Below are 21,772 nucleotides of genomic sequence, written 5' to 3'. Positions count from 1 at the left end.
TTACATGTCACTTCGATTTGTGATTGGTAGAGCGGGAAGTGGAAAAAGTACACTTTGTTTACGCGAAGTGCAAGAAGAGTTAAAACAACGCCCGAGAGGGAAAACAATATTATATCTTGTGCCAGAACAGATGACATTCCAGACGCAGCAGGCGTTAATTGGAAGTGAGGATGTAAGAGGTTCTATTCGGGCACAAGTTTTTAGTTTTTCACGATTAGCGTGGAAGGTACTGCAAGAAGTTGGCGGAGCGAGTCGTCTTCATATTGATGAAGCTGGTGTACATATGTTACTCCGTAAAATTGTAGAGTCTCGTAAAGATGGATTATCGGTGTTCCAAAAAGCAGCGGAGCAAAACGGTTTCTTTGAACATCTTGGCAGTATGATTGCAGAGTTTAAACGTTACAATGTAACGCCATCTAACGTATATGAAATGTGGCAACAATTAGATGCGCATAGTAGCAGTGCCGAACAAAAGTTACTAGCGAATAAAGTGTATGATTTACAGCTATTATACGATGATTTTGAACGTGCTTTAATTGGAAAATACTTAGATTCAGAAGACTACCTGCAATTGCTAGTGGAAAAGCTTCCGCAGTCTGAATATGTAAATGGTGCGGAAATTTATATAGATGGATTTCATTCATTCTCCCCGCAAGAGTTAGAGATTGTAAGACAGCTTATGATTTGCGGAGCGAGAGTTACGATCACGTTAACGATAGATGAAAAAACGTTAGCGCAGCCAGTAAATGAACTCGATTTATTTTATGAAACGACGTTAACGTATGAAAAAATAAAACAAGTAGCGCGTGAAGAGAAAATAGAAATTGAAAAAACAATTCCACTTATGGAACAGCCGCGTTTTCATTCTCCAGCATTAGCGCATTTAGAAGCGCATTATGAAGCGCGTCCGAATGAAAAATTTAACGGTGAAGCGAGTGTAACGATTAGTACAGCTGCGAATTTACGAGCGGAGGTAGAAGGTGTTGCTCGTGAAATTCGTAAACTTGTTGCGAATGAAAAATATCGTTACCGGGATATTGCAGTGCTTCTTCGTAATGGGGAAAGTTATTACGATGTGATGCGAACGTTATTTACAGATTATAATATCCCGCACTTCATCGATGAAAAGCGCCCGATGTCACACCACCCATTAGTAGAATGTATTCGTTCTGCACTCGAGATTATTAGTGGGAATTGGCGTTATGATGCGGTGTTCCGTTGCGTGAAAACAGAGCTTTTATATCCATTAGACGTAAGAAAAGAAACGATGCGTGAAGAAATGGATGAATTTGAAAATTACTGTTTAGCGTACGGTGTACAAGGAAAGAGATGGACTTCAGAGGATCCATGGATGTATCGCCGTTATCGTTCTCTTGATGATACGAACGGGATGATCACAGACAGTGAACGTGAAATGGAAGAGAAAATAAATAGGTTACGTGACGTTGTAAGAACACCTGTTATTCGCATGCAAAAAAGGTTAAAGCGTGCAGGAACAGTTATGCAAATGTGTGAAGCAGTTTACTTATTTTTAGAAGAACTGGATGTTCCGAAAAAACTAGAAGAATTACGTATACGTGCAGAAGAAAGTGGAGATTTCTTATTTGCGACAGATCATGAACAAGTATGGGAAGAAGTAATGAGCCTTCTTGATACGTTTGTAGAGATGCTTGGTGAAGAGAAAATGTCTCTTTCTATGTTTACGGACGTTATGTCGACTGGTCTTGAGGCGCTTCAATTTGCTAACATTCCGCCGTCATTAGACCAAGTGTTAATTGCTAATATTGATCACTCCAGGTTATCTGACGTGAAAGCAACGTTTATTATAGGTGTAAATGAGGGTGTTATTCCAGCAGCACCTATGGACGAAGGTATGCTTTCTGATGAAGAAAGAGAAGTTCTTGGTGCAGCAGGGATTGAATTAGCGCCAACGACGAGACAAACTTTGTTAGAAGAACAGTTCGTTATGTATCAAATGGTAACGAGAGCATCTGAGAAGCTATACATTTCATGCCCGCTTGCAGATGAAGAAGGAAAGACGTTACTTGCGTCTAGCTTTATTAAGAAAATAAAAAGAATGTTCCCTAATGTGAAAGATTCATTTATTACGAATGATGTAAACGATTTATCACGTTCAGAACAAATTGCATACGTAGCAACGCCAGAAGTAACGTTATCTTACGTTATGCAGCAACTACAAACGTGGAAGCGATACGGATTTGAAGGGAATTTAGACTTTTGGTGGGACGTATATAATTTCTACGTAACTTCAGATGAATGGAAACAAAAAAGCAGCCGCGTCTTATCAAGTTTATTCTATCGAAATCGTGCGAAGAAACTAAGTACAGCAGTAAGTAGAGATTTATACGGAGATATAATTAAAGGAAGCGTCTCTCGTATGGAACTATTTAACCGTTGTGCATACGCTCATTTTGCGCAGCACGGTTTATCGCTTAGAGAGCGTGATATTTTTAAGCTTGATGCGCCGGACATCGGCGAATTATTCCATGCGGCATTAAAGAAAATTGCGGACAAGTTATTGCGTGAAAACCGTACTTGGGCGGATTTATCCATAAAAGAGTGTGAGCATCTTTCTGTTTTAGTAATAGAAGAAATCGCACCGTTATTACAACGACAAATCTTATTAAGTTCAAACCGTCATTTCTATTTAAAACAAAAACTACAACAAATCATTTTCCGTACTTCAATCATTCTTCGTGAACATGCGAAGTCAAGCGGATTCGTACCAGTTGATTTAGAAGTGCCGTTCGGTATGGGTGGTACAGGATCACTTCCGCCGATGGAATTCTCATTACCAAATGGTGTGAAGATGGAAGTAGTCGGCCGTATTGACCGTGTTGATAAGGCAGAAGATGAAAACGGGACGTTCTTACGTATTATTGATTATAAATCAAGTTCAAAAGCGTTAGATTTAACGGAAGTGTATTACGGATTAGCACTTCAAATGTTAACGTATTTAGATGTCGTTACTTCGAATGCACAGACGTGGATGAAAAAAGGCCACGCAGCATCACCAGCTGGTGTATTGTATTTCCATATTCATAACCCAATCGTTGAGATGAAAGGTGACGCATCTGAAGCTGAAATTGAAAAAGAAATTTTAAAGAAATTTAAAATGAAAGGACTCGTATTAGGAGATGCTGACGTTGTTCGTTTAATGGATAACAAACTTTCAACAGGGAGCTCAGATATTATTTCTGCTGGCCTGAAAAAAGACGGTAGCTTTAGTGCGCGTTCAAGTATTGCAAGTGAGCAAGAGTTTAACGTACTGCAAAAATATGTACACCATACGTTTGAAAATATCGGAAAAGATATTACAGAAGGTGTTATCGATATTGCTCCTTATAAAATGGGAAATAAAGCAGCATGTACGTTCTGTAACTTCAAGTCTGTTTGTCAATTTGATGAGTCACTGGAAGATAATCAGTTCCGATCGTTAAAAGATATGAAAGATAGCGAAGCGATGGAGAAAATAAGAGAGGAGGTTGGCGGAGAATGATAGAAAATTGGCCTAAAAAACCAGAAGGTAGTCAATGGACAGATGACCAGTGGAAAGCTGTTGTAGCGAACGGGCGTGATATTTTAGTTGCGGCTGCAGCTGGATCAGGTAAAACAGCAGTATTAGTTGAACGTATTATTAAAAAGATTATTAATGAAGAGAATCCAGTCGATGTCGACCGCCTGCTCGTTGTAACATTTACGAATGCAGCAGCGCAAGAGATGAAAAACCGAATCGGGGAAGCGTTAGAAAAGGTATTAATTGATGAACCAGGCTCTCAACACGTAAGAAAGCAGCTGAGCCTATTAAATAAAGCTTCCATTTCAACAATTCACTCATTTTGTTTACAAGTAATTAGAGGATATTACTACATGCTTGATGTTGATCCTCGTTTCCGTATTGCGAATCAAACAGAAAATGAATTGTTAAAAGAAGAAGTGCTAGATGACATATTAGAAGAAGAGTACGGAATCGAAGATAATACAATCTTCTTTGAACTTGTTGATCGTTATACGAGTGACCGTAGTGATGATGACTTGCAACGTATGATTTTAGCGCTTCATACAGAATCAAGGGCGCATCCAAATCCGGAAAAATGGCTTGATAAATTAGTAGAAGCATATGACGTAGAAGGAAAGACAATTGAAGATTTAGTATATGCTTCTTATTTATTAGAAGACGTGAAATTCCAGCTTGAAACAGCGGAACAGCATATTCGTAAGGCAACTGAACTCGCAATGCTTCCTGATGGTCCAGCGCCTCGCATTGAAACCCTGCAAGCAGATGTAGCATTACTTGGAACGCTATCATCAGCTGCTCGTGAATCGTGGACAAGTGTGTATGAAGCGATGCAAAACGTATCGTGGCAAACGTTAAAGCGTATTAAGAAAAGTGATTACAATGAAGATGTTGTAAAACAAGTAGACTCTCTTCGTAATAAAGCGAAAGATGAAGTGAAGAAATTACAAGAAGAGTTATTTAGCCGCAAACCTGAAAGTTTCTTACGAGATTTTCAAGATATGCACCCAGTATTAGAAAAGCTTGTTCAACTTGTAAAAGTATTTACAGAGCGTTTCCAAGCGATGAAGCGAGATAAAGGAATGGTCGATTTCACAGATTTAGAGCATTTCTGTTTACAAATTTTAAGTGAACAAAGTGAAAATGGTGAAATGAATCCGTCAGCAGTGGCGCTCCAATATCGTAATAAATTTGCTGAAGTATTAGTCGATGAATATCAAGATACGAACTTCGTACAAGAATCAATTATTAAATTCGTAACGAAAGATTCTGAGAGTGAAGGAAACTTGTTCATGGTAGGTGACGTGAAGCAGTCGATCTATCGTTTCCGACTAGCAGAACCAGGATTATTCCTAGGAAAGTATAAACGCTTCACACAAGAAGGATTAGGCGGCGGAATGAAGATTGACTTAGCGAAAAACTTCCGTAGTCGTCATGAAGTACTAGCAGGTACGAACTTTATTTTCAAACAAATTATGGGCGAAGAAGTTGGGGAAATTGACTACGATGCTGACGCCGAACTAAAGCTAGGTGCGACCTATCCAGAAGGTGAAGATGTAGCAGCAGAATTATTATGTATTCAGCAAACGGAAGAAGAAGTAATAGACGGTGAAGAAGGTGCAGAAGTCGAAAAAGCACAGCTTGAAGCTCGCCTTATGGCGCAGCGCATTAAAGCGATGGTTGATTCCGGTTATGAAGTGTATGACCGTAAAAATGATAGTATGCGTCCGGTGCAATACCGCGATTTCGTTATTTTACTTCGCTCCATGCCGTGGGCCCCGCAAATTATGGAAGAGTTAAAATTACAAGGAATTCCAGTATACGCTGACCTCGCGACTGGTTATTTTGAAGCGACGGAAGTAAATATTATGATGAATGTATTCCGCGTTATTGATAATCCGATGCAAGATATTCCGCTTGCCGCTGTACTTCGTTCCCCAATCGTTGGATTGAGCGATGAAGAACTTGCAACGCTTCGTGCTCATGGAAAGAAAGGCTCGTTTTATGAAGTAATGAGCTCATTCTTAAAAGGGGCACCGCTTGAAGAGGAGCAAGAACTTCATGATAAATTAGAGTGGTTTTATAACTTACTGCAAGGATGGCGTGAATTTGCACGTCAACAATCACTTTCTGATTTAATTTGGAAAGTGTACGGTGAGACAGGTTATTACGACTTCGTTGGCGGTTTACCAGCTGGAAAGCAAAGGCAGGCAAACTTACGCGTACTATATGACCGCGCAAGACAATATGAAGCAACATCATTTAGAGGATTATTCCGCTTCTTACGTTTTATTGAACGTATTTTAGAACGCGGTGATGATATGGGTACGGCGAGGGCTCTCGGTGAACAAGAAGACGTTGTTCGCATTATGACAATTCATAAAAGTAAAGGGTTAGAGTTCCCAGTTGTATTTGTAGCTGGACTCGGTCGTCGTTTTAATACACAAGACTTAATGAAACGTTTCTTATTGCATAAAGATTTCGGTTTCGGTTCGCAATTTATCGATCCGCGTAAACGAATTAAATATACAACATTATCACAGCTTGCGATTAAGCGTAAAATGAAAATGGAATTAATTGCGGAAGAAATGCGCGTACTATACGTAGCATTGACGCGTGCGAAAGAGAAGTTAATTTTAATCGGCACAGTTAAGGATGCAAATAAGGAAATGGAAAAATGGCTTGATGCGAGGGAACATAGTGAATGGTTATTACCAGATCACATACGTGCCGGAGCGTCTTGTTATTTAGACTGGATTGCACCTTCATTATATAGACACCGTGATAGTGAAATGCTTCTTGAATTAGGACAAGGAAGTATTCCAGATGAAATTTACGGGTATGACACTAGCTGGAAAGTAGAAGTTGTGGACGGTAACACGCTACTTGCACCAGAGCCAGTTCAAGAAGAGAAACAAGAATTGTTAGAAGCGCTTCGTGAGAAAAAGGCTGTTCCCCTGCAAAGTGAACGGAAAGAAGAAGTGTACGACAGATTAATGTGGAAGTACGGATATGAGGATGCGACATCTCATCGTGCGAAGCAATCTGTTACAGAAATAAAGAGAAATTATCAATCTGAAGAAGGTAGCGATAACGCCTTTATTAAAAAACTACGTGCACCAATTAAAACACGCCCGCGATTTATGGAGAAAAAAGGGTTAACGTACGCAGAGCGCGGAACAGCAGTGCATGCCGTTATGCAGCATGTTGATTTGAAGAAGCCGATTACGATTGAGGTTCTTCAAGAGCAAATTGCTGGAATGGTAAATAAGGAATTATTAACATTCGAGCAGGCGGAAGAAATAGCGATTGAAAAAGTAATTTCATTCTTTGACAGTGACTTAGGTAAAAGGGTATTAGCGGCGAAAAGTGTTGAGCGTGAAGTACCATTTACGATGATGCTTGCAGCAGAAGAAGCATATCAAGATTGGCAAGGGAAGAGCGGGGAAATGATTCTTGTCCAAGGGGTTATCGACTGCATGATTGAAGAGGAAGATGGCATTACGTTAATCGACTTTAAAACAGATACGATTGAAGGGAAATTCCCAGGCGGATTCGAACAAGCGAAACCAATTTTAGAAGATCGATATAAAGTGCAGCTTTCGTTATATGCAAAAGCATTGGAGAAAAGCTTACAACATCCTGTAAAAGAGAAATGTTTATACTTCTTTGATGGGAATCACGTTGTAAATATTGAAGAATAGAGGGGCTTGAAAATGGTAACGGAAAAAACGTTAAGAACTTGTGAACAGGGACACGAGTACTATAAAAGTAGCGATTGTCCAACTTGCCCAGTCTGTGAGAAAGAGAGAAAACCAAAAGAAGGTTTTCTCTCTCTTCTTTCAGCGCCAGCAAGAAGGGCATTAGAGCACCGTGGAATTCAAACTGTAGAAGAACTCTCAAAATATAGTGAAAAAGAAATTTTAAAACTGCATGGTATGGGACCTGCGTCTTTGCCGAAGCTTAGGAAGGCTTTGGAGGAGAGTGGGTTATCATTTAAATAAAATGAAATAGTGCCTCTTCACTACTTACTTGTTTATACCACTATTTGTGGACTGTAAAGCTCTTGCTTATTAAAATTTCATTTTAATAATTTTGAATTAGATAAAAGAAAAAAGTAGGAGAATATCTCCTACTTTTTTTACGCTGTTCCAATCTGATCTTGATCTGCCACATCAGAATCAAATGTATTCGTTGCGCTAACACCGTTAAACGTATTCACGACAAACCCAACATTGGAAGCTCCAGATCCGTTATAGGCTTTCGTGTTTTCTTTCGGAGATACGTTATAAAAATCTCCTAAGTTGAAAGAGCCGTTACTGTTTTGCACGACGAGATTTCCTACAACCGAAGGCATACCATCCACCTACTTTACTAAGCTTTTTAATTACTATATGAATTATTGTGCGGAAGGTTCATCCGTAATATATTGGCGGATTTGTATAATACGAGAGTTATTAAAACCATAATCAACATTTCCAATTTGAAAGCAACCAGAATTTAAAAGTGTCCGCAATTCAACGTTATTCACTTCAATAAAAGGGCATTCATTTACAATATTTAATTTTACATCTGTCGTTCGTTTTGGAATTGTAATGTGTTCATCTGTAAAGATTTCAAAAGCATCAAAGCTACCTTCTCCCCTTATATAACAAGGAATTTCACGGTGGACGGCAATAGCTCTACTTTTTAATTCCATTTGATTGGCATCTCCAACTTGAAATACGGCAGCAATCCCTAACGAAACAATAGAAACATTTTGGACAATAGACACATGATGCAACATAATTTTTCAGTCTCCTTAACCTGGAGTAGGAGGGACATCTGTTACTAATGGTACAAATGGACCCTCTGTAACTGTTTCAAATGGTGTATCGAGAATAGAAGATAGAATGAGGAGATTTGCATCTCCAATTAAAAAGAGTGCGGACGACGATACACCGTTCATTTTAATCTGTCCGACTTTTAATTCACGGTTTACAACGTTAAGGTTCATACCTACTTACTCCTTTCGGAAATTTCCCGGTATGTGCTGAATAAAGGAGAGAAAGGCTTTGTCAATATCTTGTTTCATTGCCTGAATAATGATATCTCGTAAATAATCTGGATCTGTTGAAATACCTTCATATGATTGCGCTTGTGATAAATAATAAGGGAGTCGATGCTCCATCTGTTTTTTTATGTCATCCACCATCATTTGTCGATACATTTCATCAAGCGGTGTTCTCTCTTCTTGTTCAAAATGGAGAATACGATTATATGCTTCTTCATCTAAGTATCGATGCATTTCTTGGAGGATACCTTGATAAAAGTCTGGGTTTGTTTCGGTTTCAGGGTTTACCTTCAATGTTTCTGTATCCACTTGAAAATCTTCAATTTGTTGTCCTTTTGCTGAAAATGGGTTTAAACCAATATTTAAAGTACCATTTAAATTTTCGACTTTTAATTGATCGAATTTGTATTCCACTTTTCCTACAGAAGAGGAGGGGCGATTTTTTAATTCGTTAAGCTCTTCTTGGAGTTGGCGCACTTGATCTTCTAAATTCAGGATGGATGCTTGTTGTGTTTGAAGAGCTTGTTGAAGTTGGTGTAAGTAAGTATATATATCTTGATTCATTTGTGAAACCTCCTTTTCAATAGGGAGGGTAAAAATATTCCTGCTATATATTTATGACAAGGATGTCTTAAGAAGAACTAGTTGATGGTTTGATAGAAATAATTTGTCCTTTTGCCTGTAATGGGCGAAGCGGTTCCGTAAATCCGCCCGTATTTGAAAATTTAGATAGGGCTTTAATACTTCCGGCAGTACCAATTTGGAACACAGAAGAGGTTGTAATGCTATCAATTTTAATACTGTTGATGATGATACTTTGGTTTACATAAAAATTCAATGCAATTGCCTCCTTTAAGTTGAGCCAATTATCGCTTGATCGATTACATCTGAATCGTTGACAGTCGTTGCACTTTGATAATTGTAGACAGAAACATTATCTCCAACGTTGAAAGAGCCGGCCCCGGCGAAAGCACGTGAGTAACTAATAGGCCTAATCGCAAATACATCTCCAATATGAAAAATACCACTTGATCCAATATTGACGATACGAATATGTCCGACCATAGCTGGCATACAAAACACCCTTCGTTTTTAAAATTTTCTTTTCTACTATTGTATGGGCGTTTCCAATAAAATGTGTATTTTTTTGAAATAAAAGAAACACACGCATTATTGCGTGTGTGTGTTGAACGTTTGATTAGGGTGTAAATCCGTATGTACATGACAAATTACATTTAAGAGCCTGTCCAGTTCTTGGCTACAATCCACTGTTTTTTGAGAAGTCATTCCATAGCGTTCAGCAAAATAAATCATTTTTTCACGTTTTTTTTCAATCGCTTGCTCAAACATTGAAATCGGCTCCATCTCTAAATGAAATTTTTAGTATATATGTAGTACATATTATACAAAAACTTCATAAAAAAGAAATGCATTCGCTAAAAAAAGTAAAATTTCTACATTTTATGCCAAATGATAAAGGGGTAACGAATAGGGGATGAGAAGAATATTGTAAAAATTAGCGTGCATGAGAAGGTTTTTTTCTTGCGGATGCGAATACAATTAAAGGGTATGAGTTTTAGGATGGAGAGTGGAAATATTGCGTTTTGTAACGGCGAAGAAAGAAGAAAAGGTATTTGTAGGTATTGTAGATGAAGAAGAAGAAAAGGTATTACACTTAAGAGAAGCGCAAAGACAAAAAGGGGAAAAGGTTACAATCCCTATTACAATGTTAGAGTGTATTGAAAGAGGGACTGAATGCTTTGAGAAAGTATGTGAAATTGTAAATTGGGCAAAAGAGAACGGGGAAGCGGCGTATTATCCGTTAACAGAGGTGAAAATATTAGCGCCGATTCCAAGGCCAAGAAAGAATATTTTGTGTGTTGGAAAAAACTATCGTGAGCATGCGGTAGAAATGGGCGGAGTAGAGTCTATTCCAGAAAATATAATGATCTTTACGAAAGCGCCAACAACAGTTATTGGCATAAATGAGCAAATTAATGGTCACCCTCATGCAACGGACGAACTAGATTACGAAGGAGAATTAGCTATCATTATTGGTAAGCGAGGGAAGCAAATAAAAAAAGAAAAAGCGCTTGAGCATGTTTTTGGTTATACGATTATAAATGATGTAACAGCTCGAGACATTCAAAGAAAACATAAACAGTTTTTCCTTGGGAAAAGCTTCGATACATTTTGTCCGATGGGACCGTATTTAATTCATAAATCGGTGGTTAATGCGCCGAATGCATTACACATTGAAACGGTAGTAAATGGAGAAGTAAGGCAAACTTCTAACACAAATAAAATGATTTTTTCAATAGAAGAAATTATTTCAACGATAAGTAAAGGAATGACTTTAGAACCAGGCGATATTATCGCAACAGGAACGCCGGCTGGTGTCGGAAAAGGTTTTACACCACCGAAGTTTTTACATGCTGGTGATGAAGTGGTCATTACAGTAGAAGGAATTGGTACTTTACGAAATGTAGTGAAATAAAGAAAAGAGCTATCTTGTTAAAAGATAGCTCTTTTTTATGGCCTTGGGTTATAGAGGTAATCGATAACGGCAAAAGTGTAAAGACCAATGAATGCAAGTGTACAAATGCCAAATAGTATAACCGTAAGTGCGCTTTTTTCTCGTCCAAAACCAATGATAGTAAGAATAACAGCAGTCCAAAATGATGCTTTCAGTAGTGTGAGTGTAGTAGGAGTTGAGTAATGAAGCCATGTTGTGGAAAGTAGGAAACCAAAGAATGTAACTAAAATAAAAGCTGTAGCTAAATAGTTAATATGTTTACCATATCTTAATAGCATGTCGCACCTCCTTTACGATTTTAAAATACAGAAAATTACAATTTTATCTTAATATAAATGAATATAAAAAGAAAGAGGTTGTCCCAACATGTCGGACAACCTCTCTATCATTACGATAATACAGCTTTAATTTTTTGGAATGCCCACTCTAAATCTTCTTCAGAGATTACTAGAGGTGGTGCGATACGAATTACATTTTCGTGTGTTTCTTTACATAATAGACCAGCTGCTTTTAGTTGTTCACAGTAAGGACGAGCTGGCTCGTTTAATTCGATACCGATGAATAAACCTTTACCACGAACTTCAGTGATCATTGGGTTATCAATCTCTTTTAATTGCCCAACTAATTTTTCACCTAATTGAAGAGAACGCTCTGTTAATTTTTCTTCTTCTAACACTTCAAGAGCCGCGATAGAAACAGCACATGCAAGTGGATTACCACCGAATGTAGAACCGTGAGAACCTGGCTCAAATACACCTAAAATGTCGCGGTTTGCTGCTACGCAAGAGATTGGGAACACACCGCCGCCAAGTGCTTTACCAAGTATGTACATGTCAGGAGTTACATTGTCCCAGTCACAAGCAAATACTTTACCAGTACGGCCTAAGCCAGTTTGGATTTCATCTGCTACAAATAAAACGTTTTCTTTTTTACATACTTCAAAAGCTTCTTTTAAGTAACCAGCTGGTGGGATATTAATTCCTGCTTCACCTTGAATTGGCTCTAAAATGAATGCTGCTGTGTTTGGTGTAATTGCGGCTTTTAATGCTTCTAAATCACCGTAAGGAATTACAACGATGCCAGGAAGCATTGGACCGAATCCACGCTTGTACTCTTCATTTGAAGACATAGAAACAGAACCCATTGTACGTCCGTGGAAGTTATCTTCACAAACGATGATTTCAGCACGGTTTGCTTCCACTTTCTTCACATCATAAGCCCAGCGACGAACTGTTTTAATTGCAGTTTCAACAGCTTCAGCACCTGTATTCATTGGAAGTACCATTTCTTTATTAGTTAGTTTCGCAACTTTTTCGTACCAAGGACCTAATTGATCGCTATGGAAAGCACGAGAAGTTAACGTAACACGATTAGCTTGGTCAATTAAAGCGTTAATAATTTTCGGGTGACGATGACCTTGGTTTACTGCAGAATATGCACTTAATAAGTCCATATAGCGGTTTCCTTCAGGATCTTCTACCCAAACACCTTCTGCTTTAGAAATAACGATTGGAAGTGGGTGATAGTTATTTGCTCCGTATGTGTCTGTAAGTTCGATAATATCCTTAGTTTGAATCATGATTGTTCCCCCTTTTGTTATTACAAGAAGTTTGTAAATACTCTAAATATTATAGCATTTAAATGTAAAAAAGCGAAACATTTCCTGAAAATAAATGAACATGTTATCATATAGAGTGAAAAAGTGTGAAAAGAGGAGGTAAGGGATACGATGGTACATATGCATATTACAGCATGGGCGTTAGGTTTAATTTTATTCTTCGTTGCGTATTCACTTTATTCAGCAGGAAGAAAAGGGAAAGGTGTACATATGGGGCTTCGCCTAATGTATATCATTATTATTGTGACAGGCTTCATGTTGTACATGAGTATTGTGAAGACAGCAACAGGTAGCATGCACATGTGGTATGGCTTAAAAATGTTAGCTGGTATTTTAGTTATCGGTGGAATGGAAATGGTTCTTGTGAAAATGAGCAAAAACAAACCAACAGGGGCGGTTTGGGGCTTATTTATTGTTGCGCTAGTAGCAGTATTTTATCTTGGGCTGAAATTACCGATTGGCTGGAAAGTATTCTAATAAAAAATAAAGCCACCTTATAATCTCAAAGACTTGGGAGATTATAAGGTGGTTTTTTACTTTATCCCGTAAACATCAGATTGGTGAAGGCTAATAATCAGTGGGCTACCCCACTGATTAAAGTTTCACTTTATGTCGCATCGATATGCAACTCTTCTCCATTTACTTTCGTAAAACGGAACATATTTTTATTTGACGTAGTGTGACGGACGAAATGGTGCTGCAGTGTACAGATCATTTCTTCGTTATCAAACAAAAGAATATTTACTCCTTCGCGTGACTCCTCTTGCGGTAAGAAAGATAAATAATTATGACAATACATGCAATCATATAAAGAGTAGTGAAGTGATTGTAATGATTCGGTTAATAATGTGAAGACAGAGTCAGGTAATTCCTCCAGCCATTCATTATAGCTAAGAAGTAACTTTTTTCGAATACGTATCATTTCACCATTTTGCAAATGGTGTTGCTCGTTGGCGATTTGTAATACATCTTGTTCATAGAAACGGGCTGGTAGCCAATTGTTATTATACAAAATTTCAAACCCATCTTCGGCAATATCTTCTAATAAAAACGCTTCATCATTTTCATCATCAAAGAATACCCACTCATTGTTTATATATTCTACATTACCGACTGTATGAGCACGGGGCTGATTATATAAAATATGTTTACGTTGTATCATACACGATTTCTCCTTTATGAAAAGTAGTTATTCCTGTTATAGACAGTTCGTGCATTCTTTATAACTAGACACATATAGACATAGGTGGGCATACAATAAAACACGTTTTACTGAGTGAAAATGCTATTCCATATGTGGATAGTAGGTTATCGTCAAGTTTTTCATTTTTTTGATCCGCACTCTTAGGGTGGGGATTACTGCACGTTCAAGAAAAGAAATAAGATGGAAGGATGATTTATATGTGCGGGATTACAGGATGGGTGGATTATAAACGCTCATTAGAAGGAGAAAGAGATGTCGTTACGAAGATGGCTGAGACGTTAGCGAAACGGGGGCCGGATGATAATAAAGTTTGGATTAAAGGAAATGTCGCATTTGGGCATAAGCGGTTAATCGTTGTGGATCCTGAGGGCGGTAAACAGCCGATGACTTGTTTAAAAGATGAAACGAATTACGCCATTTGCTATAACGGTGAACTTTATAACACAGAAGACATTCGAAAGGAATTATTAAGAAGAGGATATACGTTCAAAGGTCATTCTGATACAGAAGTATTATTAGCTTCTTATATTGAATGGAAAGAAGAATGTGTCGATCATTTAAACGGTATATATGCGTTTGCAGTATGGGACGAACAGAAAGAACAAGTATTTATTGCGAGAGATCGATTAGGTGTAAAGCCACTTTTTTATAAATATGATAGCGGACGCTTACTATTTGGTTCGGAGTTAAAAGCGATATTGTCGCATCCAGATGTGAAGGCGGAAGTAACGTTAGAAGGATTATCAGAAATATTCGGGCTCGGACCGTCAAGAACGCCTGGCCACGGTATTTATGCTGGTATAAAAGAATTGCGTCCAGGTCATGCGATGACATTTTCAAAAAACGGTTTATGTATATGGAGATATTGGAATGTAGAAAGTAAAAAACATGAAGACTCTTTTGAAGAAACAGTAGAGAAAACGCGCTTTTTATTACAAGATGCGATTACAAGACAGCTTGTTTCTGATGTACCACTATGTACTTTTTTATCGGGTGGTGTAGATTCGAGCGCTATTACAGCTATTGCAGCGAAAGAATATGAGAGATCGGGAAAAGGGCAATTACACACGTATTCTATTGATTACGAAGATAATGACAAATACTTTAAAGCGAATGCATTCCAGCCAAATTCAGATGCTCCGTTTATTAATTTAATGACTGAGACATTTCAAACAACCCATCATCGCTGCGTCATTTCGAATGAAAAATTAGCAGAGTATTTAACTGAAGCAGTACTCGTTCGTGATTTGCCTGGTATGGCAGATATCGATTCGTCATTATTATGGTTTTGCCGAGAAATTAAACAAGATTTTGTCGTTGGCTTATCTGGAGAATGTGCAGATGAAATATTTGGTGGATATCCGTGGTTTTATAGAGAAGATGATTTACAATCGAGTGCATTTCCGTGGATGCGTTCTACAGAGGCACGTGAACAACTTCTAAAAAAAGAATGGAGAAATAAATTAAATTTACAACAATATGTACAAAGGCGCTATGAAGAGTCGATTCAAGAAGTTCCTATTTTAGAGGGGGAAAGTCCGCTAGAAGCAAAAAGACGCCAATTATTTTATTTAAATATGGTATGGTTTATGACAACATTATTAGACAGAAAAGACCGCATGAGTATGGGAGCGAGCTTAGAAGTACGTGTTCCATTTGCAGATCATCGTCTTGTCGAATATGCGTGGAATATTCCTTGGGAAATGAAAATGTATAAAAACCGCGAAAAAGGTCTATTACGTAAAGCGTTAGAAGGTGTACTTCCACATGACATCTTATATAGAAAGAAGAGTCCTTATCCGAAAACGCACAATCCGCACTATACAAAAGCAGTAACAGTATGGCTTCAAAATCTATTAACGGATAAAGGTTCAATTTTACACGAACTGTTTGATAAAGAGCAGTTGAGCGGATTAATTCAGTCTGGCGGCAGTGCATTTCAAACACCATGGTTTGGTCAATTGATGACTGGGCCACAGCTTTTAGCTCATTTAGCACAAATTCATGTTTGGTTTAAAGAATATGGGGTAAATATTAAGGAATAAGGGAAAAGCGGCTTACAATTATGTAAGTCGCTTTTTATTAAAGAAATTGTCATATAAAATTCAAAATCACCTTATAAATAATACTTAATTAGAATTATTATTTTGACGTACTTATTATTACTTGTTATAATTGGAAACAAACGTTCTGAAAAAGATTCTCATTTATAAAATTGAGGTGTTATATAGATGACAAAGAAAAAAATAGGTTTACTCGTAATGGCGTATGGAACACCAGAATCATTAGACGATGTAGAGGCATATTATACACATATCCGTCACGGGCGTACGCCATCAGAAGAAGCGCTTGAAGATTTAATTGGGCGCTATAAAGCGATTGGTGGAATTTCGCCGCTTGCAAAAATTACGAAAGAACAGGCGCATAAATTAACAGATTCAATGAATAACATATTTACAGAGTATCAATTTACTTGTTACTTAGGTTTAAAACATATTGCACCATTTATAGAAGATGCGGTAGAAGAAATGAAGCGTGATGGGATCGAGCAAGCGATTAGTATCGTATTAGCACCGCACTATTCTACATTTAGCATTAAAGCGTATAATGACCGTGCTATTCGTCTTTCAAAAGAAATCGGTGGTCCTGTTATTGAACCAATTGAACAATGGTACGATGAACCGAAGTTTATTTCGTATTGGGCAGACCAAATAAAAGAGACGTTTACTAATATTATAAATAAAGAGAAAGCAGTCGTAATTTTTTCAGCGCATAGTTTGCCAGAAAAAATTATTGCAGCAGGAGACCCTTATGTAGAACAACTAAAGCATACGGCAGATTTAATTGCAGAAGCTGCAAATATTCAAAACTATACAATCGGTTGGCAAAGTGCTGGGAATACTCCAGATCCGTGGATTGGTCCAGATGTGCAAGATTTAACGAAAGATTTATATGAAGAGCATGGGTACGAATCTTTCATATATTGCCCAGTTGGTTTTGTAGCGGAGCATTTAGAAGTTTTATATGACAACGATTATGAATGTAAAGTTGTAACTGATGAATTAAATGCCAAATATTTTAGACCAAATATGCCGAATGCACAATCTGCATTTATCGACTGTTTGGCTGAAATTGTTTCCAAAAAAGTGAAGGAAATAGTTGACAAAGATTTAGTTTTGAATAATAATTAATTTATAATAATTTTAAATAAATAATAATTACTATGAAAGAAAGAGGAGGATCCCCTTAGATGAATCCAAATAATCGCTTAACAACAAACCAAGGTGCTCCAGTTGGAGACAACCAAAATTCTCGTACAGCTGGTCGTCGTGGACCAGTATTATTAGAAGACTATCATTTAGTAGAAAAACTTGCACACTTTGATCGTGAACGTATTCCAGAGCGCGTTGTGCATGCACGTGGTGCAGGTGCTCACGGTGTATTCGTAACGAAAAATAGTATGAAGCAATATACGAAAGCGGCATTTTTACAAAATGAAGGAACTGAAACGCCTGTATTTGTTCGTTTTTCAACGGTTATTCATGGTCAAGGTTCTCCTGAAACAGCACGTGACCCACGTGGGTTCGCTGTTAAATTTTATACAGAAGAAGGAAACTACGATATCGTAGGTAATCATTTACCAGTTTTCTTCATTCGTGATGCAATTAAATTCCCAGATATGGTACATTCCTTAAAACCAGCACCTGATACGAATATTCAAACGCCAGATCGTTATTGGGATTTCATGACGTTAAGTCCAGAATCTACACATATGATGACATGGGTATTTTCTGATTACGGTACACCAGCAAGCTATCGTGAAATGGAGGGTTTCGGCGTCCATTCATTTAAATGGATTAATGAAGAAGGTAAAATTGTTTATATAAAATACCACTGGAAACCACAGCAAGGTGTACGTAACCTAAATGCGAAAGAAGTGCAAGAAGTACAAGGGAAAGACTTCAATCATGCAACTCGTGACTTGTTCGATGCAATCGAAAAAGGAAATTACCCAAAATGGGATTTACACGTACAAGTTATGCAATTAGATGAAATGGACTCTTTAGACTTTGATCCACTAGATCCAACGAAAGTGTGGCCAGAAGATCGCTTCCCATTAATGGAAGTAGGGACAATGACGTTAAATCGTAATCCGAAAAACTTCTTTGCAGAAGTAGAACAAGTAGCGTTCTCTCCAAGTGCAACTGTAAATGGTATTGAGCCATCGGAAGATAAATTATTACAAGGTCGTTTATTCTCTTACCCAGATACACAACGTTATCGTCTTGGTGCAAATTACTTACAAATTCCTGTAAACTGCCCATACGCAGCTGTTCATAATCAACAACGTGATGGTGCGATGCAAGTAAATCAAAACCCATCTACAATCAACTACGAACCGAGCCGTCATGCTGAAAATCCAGTTGAAGACCCAGCTTACCGCGATTCAACTATGAAAGTAGAAGGCTATGTATCTCGTGAAAAAATTGAGAAACCAAATGACTTTAAACAAGCAGGTGAGCGTTACCGTTCATTCTCTAAAGAAGAGCAAGATAACTTAATTGCAAACTTAACAAATGACTTGAAAGACGTAAATGAACGCACAAAATTATTAGCTGTTTGTAACTTCTTCCGTGCAGATCAAGAATACGGTATGCGTTTAGCGCAGGCATTAAATGTTGATATTACGCAATATGTAGGAAATGCTCCGAAATAAATAGGAAAAGACGACTGGGTTTCGGTCGTCTTTTTTATGTGTAAAGTTACACGCGGGTATTCTTCAGTTTCGTTATGTCGGAATTTGTTGGTAAATCAATATCTTGTGTCGAAACGTTGATATATTGAAAGAAACAATCGATATATTTGAAAAATCGTTGATATATCCAAAAAACCGTTAATATATTTCCAGTTATACTAGGTGGGGTATGTTACCCGGTGCGCAAAAAAGAGATGCAATCTATCATCGATAGATTGCATCTCTTTTTTAGTTCACTCGCTCAGTATACTCATAAGCTTTCTCCCCATGCATCGAAATATCAAGTCCCATATGTTCCTCGTGCTCATCTACCCGGACAGGGAGGAAGAAGTTGATTGCTTTAATAATGGCATACGTCATTATAATTGTGAACGCATATGTTGCGCCGATCGCTACAAGTTGTTTCAACAGCAGCGAGGCGTTTCCGTAAAATAATCCGTTAGCGCCATCGCCGTTTACGGCAGTAGTTGCAAATAATCCTGTCGCAATACCGCCCCAAGTTCCACCGATGCCGTGACATCCGAATGCATCGAGTGTATCGTCGTATCCGAATTTTGTTTTTAAGAAAAAGACCGCTCCGAAGCATAATACGCCGCCAATTGCTCCGATAAGAAGAGCTGAGAAAGGTGTAACGAACCCGCAAGCTGGTGTAATAGCGACTAGACCGGAAACGGCGCCACAAGCAGCTCCCATCGCAGTCGGTTTTGATTGGAAGAACCACTCTGAAAGCATCCAAGTTAATGCTGAGGCAGCAGCAGCTATATTTGTATTAATAAATGCAGTTAAAGCTACATCATTTAAAGATAATGCGCTTCCGACGTTAAAACCGAACCAGCCAAACCATAATAATCCTGCGCCTAACATTGTAAATGGCAAATGGTGAGGAGAAGAACCATTTATGTTTTTTCGTTTTCCGAGGAAAATAGCTAATACAAGACCAGCGACTCCGGAAGTGATGTGAACGACGTTTCCGCCAGCAAAGTCTAGTGCCCCAAGTTCCCTTAGCCAACCGCCGACGCCCCATACCCAATGAGCGACAGGATTGTAAACGATCGTTGTCCATAGAAGGATAAAAATAAGAAAGGCAGAAAATCGCATTCTTTCAGCAAATGCACCTGAAATTAAAGCTGGAGTTAAAATGGCGAACATGAGTTGAAACATCATGAATAAATTGTGAGGAATAGTAGATGAGTAGTCTGGATTTGGTGCGTAGGTAACTCCGTTTAGCCCGAACCAATCAAGTGTACCGATAATCCCGTGCCAATCTGGTCCGAATGATAAAGAATAGCCGATAACAATCCATTGAATCGAAACGATAGCCATTGCGCTATAACTATGCATCGTTGTGCTGAGTACATTTTTGCTGCGAACCATACCTCCATAAAAAAGTGCCAATCCTGGTGTCATTAACATGACCATTACTGTCGTTACAAACATAAAAACTGTATCTCCCATATCCATGATCTCTCCTCCTATAATGTTAGAAAAAATAACATCATTTTGTTATGTTTCATATCATATTCGAAATTAAACTAAAAATCAACTAAAAATTCAGAAAATTATATACATGATGTTAGAAAATGTAACATAGATTATTTTGTGAGGATTGAAATCGACATATGCGTTTCTCTTGAATAATTGGTATAATATTCTTACAATTAAAAACTTGGGGGATGCGTGTGGGAAAAATACGGACTAGGAAACTATTCATTTGTTTTTGCTTAGCTTTTGTTTTGTTTGTACCAATACATACTTTTGCAGACGAAAAAAGAGAGTGGAAAGATGAAGTTATATACTCCATTATGATTGATCGCTTCAATAATGGAGAACCGAAAAATGACAAACAATTAGAAGTTGGTAATTTAGAAGGGTATCAAGGCGGGGATATAAGAGGAATTATAAAAAGGTTGGATTACATAAAAGAAATGGGTTTTACTACCGTTATGCTTTCGCCGCTTTTTGAAAGTGGAAAGTACGATGGATTAGACGTGCGAAATTTAAAAAAGGTAAATGAACATTTCGGGACAGACAATGATGTGAAAGAACTTGTAAAAGAAGCTCATGCAAAAGGAATGAAAGTTGTATTTCAAATTCCGCTTGGAGAAAACGAACGACAGGTAATTGACGCAATGAAATGGTGGATAAAAGAAGTTGATTTAGACGGAAGTTATGTTATACATAGTGAAAAAAAGCCGCGTTCCTTTTGGGATAACGCGCAAAAAGATATGCAAGTGATAAAGAAAGATTTTCGTATTATGACAAAGGAGGATAGCGAATACAACGAAAAAATAGTAGAATCGTTTTCCGAAGCGGATGTATCGGTGAAATCGTTATACGATGTGAGTAAAAAAGAAGGGGACTTTGTTACGTTTTTAGATGATCAAGAAACAAAAAGATATGCGCGTATTGCAAAAGAAAATATGTATTATCCGCCATCACGTTTAAAGTTGGCGCTTACTTATTTGTTAACATCACCTGGGATTCCGAATTTTTATTACGGAACTGAAATTGCATTAGATGGAGGAAGTGTACCCGATAATAGACGATTAATGGATTTTAAGTCAGACGAAAAGTTTATGCAACACATAACAAAACTAGGTGAACTTAGGCAGGCGAGACCGTCTTTACGACGCGGTACGTTTGAGCTTCTGTATGATAAGAGCGGGATGAGTATACTAAAACGAAAATATAAAGATGAAGTAACTTTAGTAGCAATTAATAATACGAAAGAAACACAAAAAGTCTCCTTACCTGCAAGTGAAATTGGTGAAAAACAAGAGTTAAGAGGATTGTTGCAGGATGAAATTATAAGAGAGGAAAACGGAAAATTTTATCTCGTTTTAAAGCGTGAAGAATCAAACGTGTATAAAGTTAACGGAGAAACAGGTGTGAATTGGTTATTTATCTCCTTAATCGTTGGTGTGAATGTATTATTTATTGCGTTTCTAATTGCAGTTAAAAGGAAACGTAGATGAGATGAGAAGTTACTCACTCTATGTTCATGTCTTCTTATTGGATTTGTAAGTTTGTTCGGTGGGGCCAGGTTAGGGAGAAAGTCTTCTTCCTA

20 protein-coding genes are annotated in these 21,772 nt (G+C 37.8%); 9 read left to right on the top strand and 11 right to left on the bottom strand.

The annotated features are described in order from the left end of the window. The first annotated feature begins 4 nt into the window (after nt 1-4). The 3 genes from addB to M1D66_RS21255 are packed head-to-tail and all read left to right on the top strand — an operon-like array spanning nt 5 to nt 7,542. Entirely contained in the window at nt 5-3,520 is a 3,516-nt protein-coding gene (gene addB / locus M1D66_RS21265; RefSeq protein WP_098212804.1) for a helicase-exonuclease AddAB subunit AddB, read from the top strand. Next, on the top strand, nt 3,517-7,242 hold the full coding sequence (addA, locus tag M1D66_RS21260; protein ID WP_242554768.1) for a helicase-exonuclease AddAB subunit AddA: 3,726 nt from the start codon (nt 3,517-3,519) through the stop codon (nt 7,240-7,242). Before addB ends, addA begins: the two co-directional genes overlap by 4 nt. Nucleotides 7,243-7,254: 12 nt before the next feature. Continuing rightward, on the top strand, nt 7,255-7,542 hold the full coding sequence (locus M1D66_RS21255; protein ID WP_000255728.1) for an RNA polymerase alpha subunit C-terminal domain-containing protein: 288 nt from the start codon (nt 7,255-7,257) through the stop codon (nt 7,540-7,542). Nucleotides 7,543-7,679: 137 nt separating this feature from the next. On the opposite strand, the gene gerPF is transcribed toward M1D66_RS21255, so the two are convergent. From gerPF to M1D66_RS21220, 7 genes are all read right to left on the bottom strand, one after another. Further along, nucleotides 7,680-7,895 (bottom strand): spore germination protein GerPF, encoded by a 216-nt coding sequence (gene gerPF, locus M1D66_RS21250; RefSeq protein WP_001141566.1) that lies wholly within the window; start codon nt 7,893-7,895, stop codon nt 7,680-7,682. Nucleotides 7,896-7,937: 42 nt separating this feature from the next. Beyond that, complete coding sequence (locus tag M1D66_RS21245) at nt 7,938-8,324, bottom strand: spore germination protein GerPE (protein WP_000902331.1); 387 nt, start codon at nt 8,322-8,324, stop codon at nt 7,938-7,940. A 15-nt stretch (nt 8,325-8,339) separates the two neighbouring features. Continuing rightward, nucleotides 8,340-8,534 (bottom strand): spore germination protein GerPD, encoded by a 195-nt coding sequence (gene gerPD / locus M1D66_RS21240; protein WP_001052807.1) that lies wholly within the window; start codon nt 8,532-8,534, stop codon nt 8,340-8,342. A 6-nt stretch (nt 8,535-8,540) separates the two neighbouring features. After that, nucleotides 8,541-9,155 carry a spore germination protein GerPC gene (gerPC, locus tag M1D66_RS21235; RefSeq protein ID WP_242554767.1) on the bottom strand — a complete coding sequence of 205 codons (615 nt, stop codon included), beginning with the start codon at nt 9,153-9,155 and terminating at the stop codon, nt 8,541-8,543. A 67-nt stretch (nt 9,156-9,222) separates the two neighbouring features. Continuing rightward, nucleotides 9,223-9,429: a spore germination protein GerPB gene (gene gerPB / locus M1D66_RS21230; RefSeq protein WP_001012508.1), complete on the bottom strand. Its 207-nt coding sequence runs from the start codon at nt 9,427-9,429 to the stop codon at nt 9,223-9,225. A 14-nt stretch (nt 9,430-9,443) separates the two neighbouring features. Beyond that, nucleotides 9,444-9,665, bottom strand: a complete 222-nt coding sequence (gene gerPA / locus M1D66_RS21225; RefSeq protein ID WP_001111187.1) for a spore germination protein GerPA — start codon at nt 9,663-9,665, stop codon at nt 9,444-9,446. Nucleotides 9,666-9,761: 96 nt separating this feature from the next. Next, complete coding sequence (locus tag M1D66_RS21220; protein WP_242554766.1) at nt 9,762-9,941, bottom strand: aspartyl-phosphate phosphatase Spo0E family protein; 180 nt, start codon at nt 9,939-9,941, stop codon at nt 9,762-9,764. A gap of 247 nt (nt 9,942-10,188) precedes the next feature. Between M1D66_RS21220 and M1D66_RS21215 the strand changes: the two genes are divergently transcribed. After that, nucleotides 10,189-11,088, top strand: a complete 900-nt coding sequence (locus tag M1D66_RS21215) for a fumarylacetoacetate hydrolase family protein (protein ID WP_001213071.1) — start codon at nt 10,189-10,191, stop codon at nt 11,086-11,088. A 35-nt stretch (nt 11,089-11,123) separates the two neighbouring features. Here the strand turns inward: M1D66_RS21215 and M1D66_RS21210 are convergent, their stop codons facing one another. Further along, nucleotides 11,124-11,405 carry a hypothetical protein gene (locus M1D66_RS21210; RefSeq protein WP_000926857.1) on the bottom strand — a complete coding sequence of 94 codons (282 nt, stop codon included), beginning with the start codon at nt 11,403-11,405 and terminating at the stop codon, nt 11,124-11,126. A gap of 110 nt (nt 11,406-11,515) precedes the next feature. Next, nucleotides 11,516-12,706: an ornithine aminotransferase gene (gene rocD / locus M1D66_RS21205; RefSeq protein ID WP_000616658.1), complete on the bottom strand. Its 1,191-nt coding sequence runs from the start codon at nt 12,704-12,706 to the stop codon at nt 11,516-11,518. A 150-nt stretch (nt 12,707-12,856) separates the two neighbouring features. Between rocD and M1D66_RS21200 the strand changes: the two genes are divergently transcribed. Beyond that, the gene (locus tag M1D66_RS21200) at nt 12,857-13,222 is read left to right on the top strand and encodes a YisL family protein (RefSeq protein WP_000233494.1); all 366 of its coding nucleotides are present in this window, start codon (nt 12,857-12,859) and stop codon (nt 13,220-13,222) included. A gap of 130 nt (nt 13,223-13,352) precedes the next feature. Here M1D66_RS21200 and M1D66_RS21195 read toward each other — a convergent pair whose 3' ends face one another. Continuing rightward, nucleotides 13,353-13,907 (bottom strand): DUF2777 domain-containing protein, encoded by a 555-nt coding sequence (locus M1D66_RS21195; RefSeq protein WP_000616046.1) that lies wholly within the window; start codon nt 13,905-13,907, stop codon nt 13,353-13,355. A 239-nt stretch (nt 13,908-14,146) separates the two neighbouring features. Here M1D66_RS21195 and asnB point away from each other — a divergent pair, with 239 nt between their 5' ends. From asnB to katB, 3 genes are all read left to right on the top strand, one after another. Then, nucleotides 14,147-15,994: an asparagine synthase (glutamine-hydrolyzing) gene (gene asnB / locus M1D66_RS21190; RefSeq protein WP_016122095.1), complete on the top strand. Its 1,848-nt coding sequence runs from the start codon at nt 14,147-14,149 to the stop codon at nt 15,992-15,994. Between the two features lie 186 nt (nt 15,995-16,180). After that, complete coding sequence (gene hemH / locus M1D66_RS21185) at nt 16,181-17,140, top strand: ferrochelatase (protein WP_000162629.1); 960 nt, start codon at nt 16,181-16,183, stop codon at nt 17,138-17,140. 59 nt (nt 17,141-17,199) lie between these two features. Further along, on the top strand, nt 17,200-18,666 hold the full coding sequence (gene katB / locus M1D66_RS21180; RefSeq protein WP_086385468.1) for a catalase KatB: 1,467 nt from the start codon (nt 17,200-17,202) through the stop codon (nt 18,664-18,666). Nucleotides 18,667-18,933: 267 nt separating this feature from the next. Here the strand turns inward: katB and M1D66_RS21175 are convergent, their stop codons facing one another. Continuing rightward, nucleotides 18,934-20,166, bottom strand: a complete 1,233-nt coding sequence (locus tag M1D66_RS21175; RefSeq protein WP_086385469.1) for an ammonium transporter — start codon at nt 20,164-20,166, stop codon at nt 18,934-18,936. Between the two features lie 212 nt (nt 20,167-20,378). Between M1D66_RS21175 and M1D66_RS21170 the strand changes: the two genes are divergently transcribed. Further along, complete coding sequence (locus M1D66_RS21170) at nt 20,379-21,680, top strand: alpha-amylase family glycosyl hydrolase (RefSeq protein WP_242554765.1); 1,302 nt, start codon at nt 20,379-20,381, stop codon at nt 21,678-21,680. The last annotated feature ends 92 nt before the right edge of the window (nt 21,681-21,772 follow it).

It is taken from the genome of Bacillus sp. PK6-16 (assembly GCF_056530295.1).
The sequence above is the reverse complement of the archived record's forward strand: the minus strand, read 5'-3'. Positions and strand labels throughout refer to the sequence as shown.

Coding starts and splice junctions, on each gene's coding strand:
- addB (WP_098212804.1), top strand. CDS start 5: ATGTCACTTCGATTTGTGATTGGTAGAGCGGGAAGTGGAAAAAGTACA.
- addA (WP_242554768.1), top strand. CDS start 3,517: ATGATAGAAAATTGGCCTAAAAAACCAGAAGGTAGTCAATGGACAGAT.
- M1D66_RS21255 (WP_000255728.1), top strand. CDS start 7,255: ATGGTAACGGAAAAAACGTTAAGAACTTGTGAACAGGGACACGAGTAC.
- gerPF (WP_001141566.1), bottom strand. CDS start 7,895: ATGCCTTCGGTTGTAGGAAATCTCGTCGTGCAAAACAGTAACGGCTCT.
- M1D66_RS21245 (WP_000902331.1), bottom strand. CDS start 8,324: ATGTTGCATCATGTGTCTATTGTCCAAAATGTTTCTATTGTTTCGTTA.
- gerPD (WP_001052807.1), bottom strand. CDS start 8,534: ATGAACCTTAACGTTGTAAACCGTGAATTAAAAGTCGGACAGATTAAA.
- gerPC (WP_242554767.1), bottom strand. CDS start 9,155: ATGAATCAAGATATATATACTTACTTACACCAACTTCAACAAGCTCTT.
- gerPA (WP_001111187.1), bottom strand. CDS start 9,665: ATGCCAGCTATGGTCGGACATATTCGTATCGTCAATATTGGATCAAGT.
- M1D66_RS21220 (WP_242554766.1), bottom strand. CDS start 9,941: ATGTTTGAGCAAGCGATTGAAAAAAAACGTGAAAAAATGATTTATTTT.
- M1D66_RS21210 (WP_000926857.1), bottom strand. CDS start 11,405: ATGCTATTAAGATATGGTAAACATATTAACTATTTAGCTACAGCTTTT.
- rocD (WP_000616658.1), bottom strand. CDS start 12,706: ATGATTCAAACTAAGGATATTATCGAACTTACAGACACATACGGAGCA.
- M1D66_RS21200 (WP_000233494.1), top strand. CDS start 12,857: ATGGTACATATGCATATTACAGCATGGGCGTTAGGTTTAATTTTATTC.
- M1D66_RS21195 (WP_000616046.1), bottom strand. CDS start 13,907: ATGATACAACGTAAACATATTTTATATAATCAGCCCCGTGCTCATACA.
- asnB (WP_016122095.1), top strand. CDS start 14,147: ATGTGCGGGATTACAGGATGGGTGGATTATAAACGCTCATTAGAAGGA.
- hemH (WP_000162629.1), top strand. CDS start 16,181: ATGACAAAGAAAAAAATAGGTTTACTCGTAATGGCGTATGGAACACCA.
- katB (WP_086385468.1), top strand. CDS start 17,200: ATGAATCCAAATAATCGCTTAACAACAAACCAAGGTGCTCCAGTTGGA.
- M1D66_RS21175 (WP_086385469.1), bottom strand. CDS start 20,166: ATGGATATGGGAGATACAGTTTTTATGTTTGTAACGACAGTAATGGTC.
- M1D66_RS21170 (WP_242554765.1), top strand. CDS start 20,379: ATGCGTGTGGGAAAAATACGGACTAGGAAACTATTCATTTGTTTTTGC.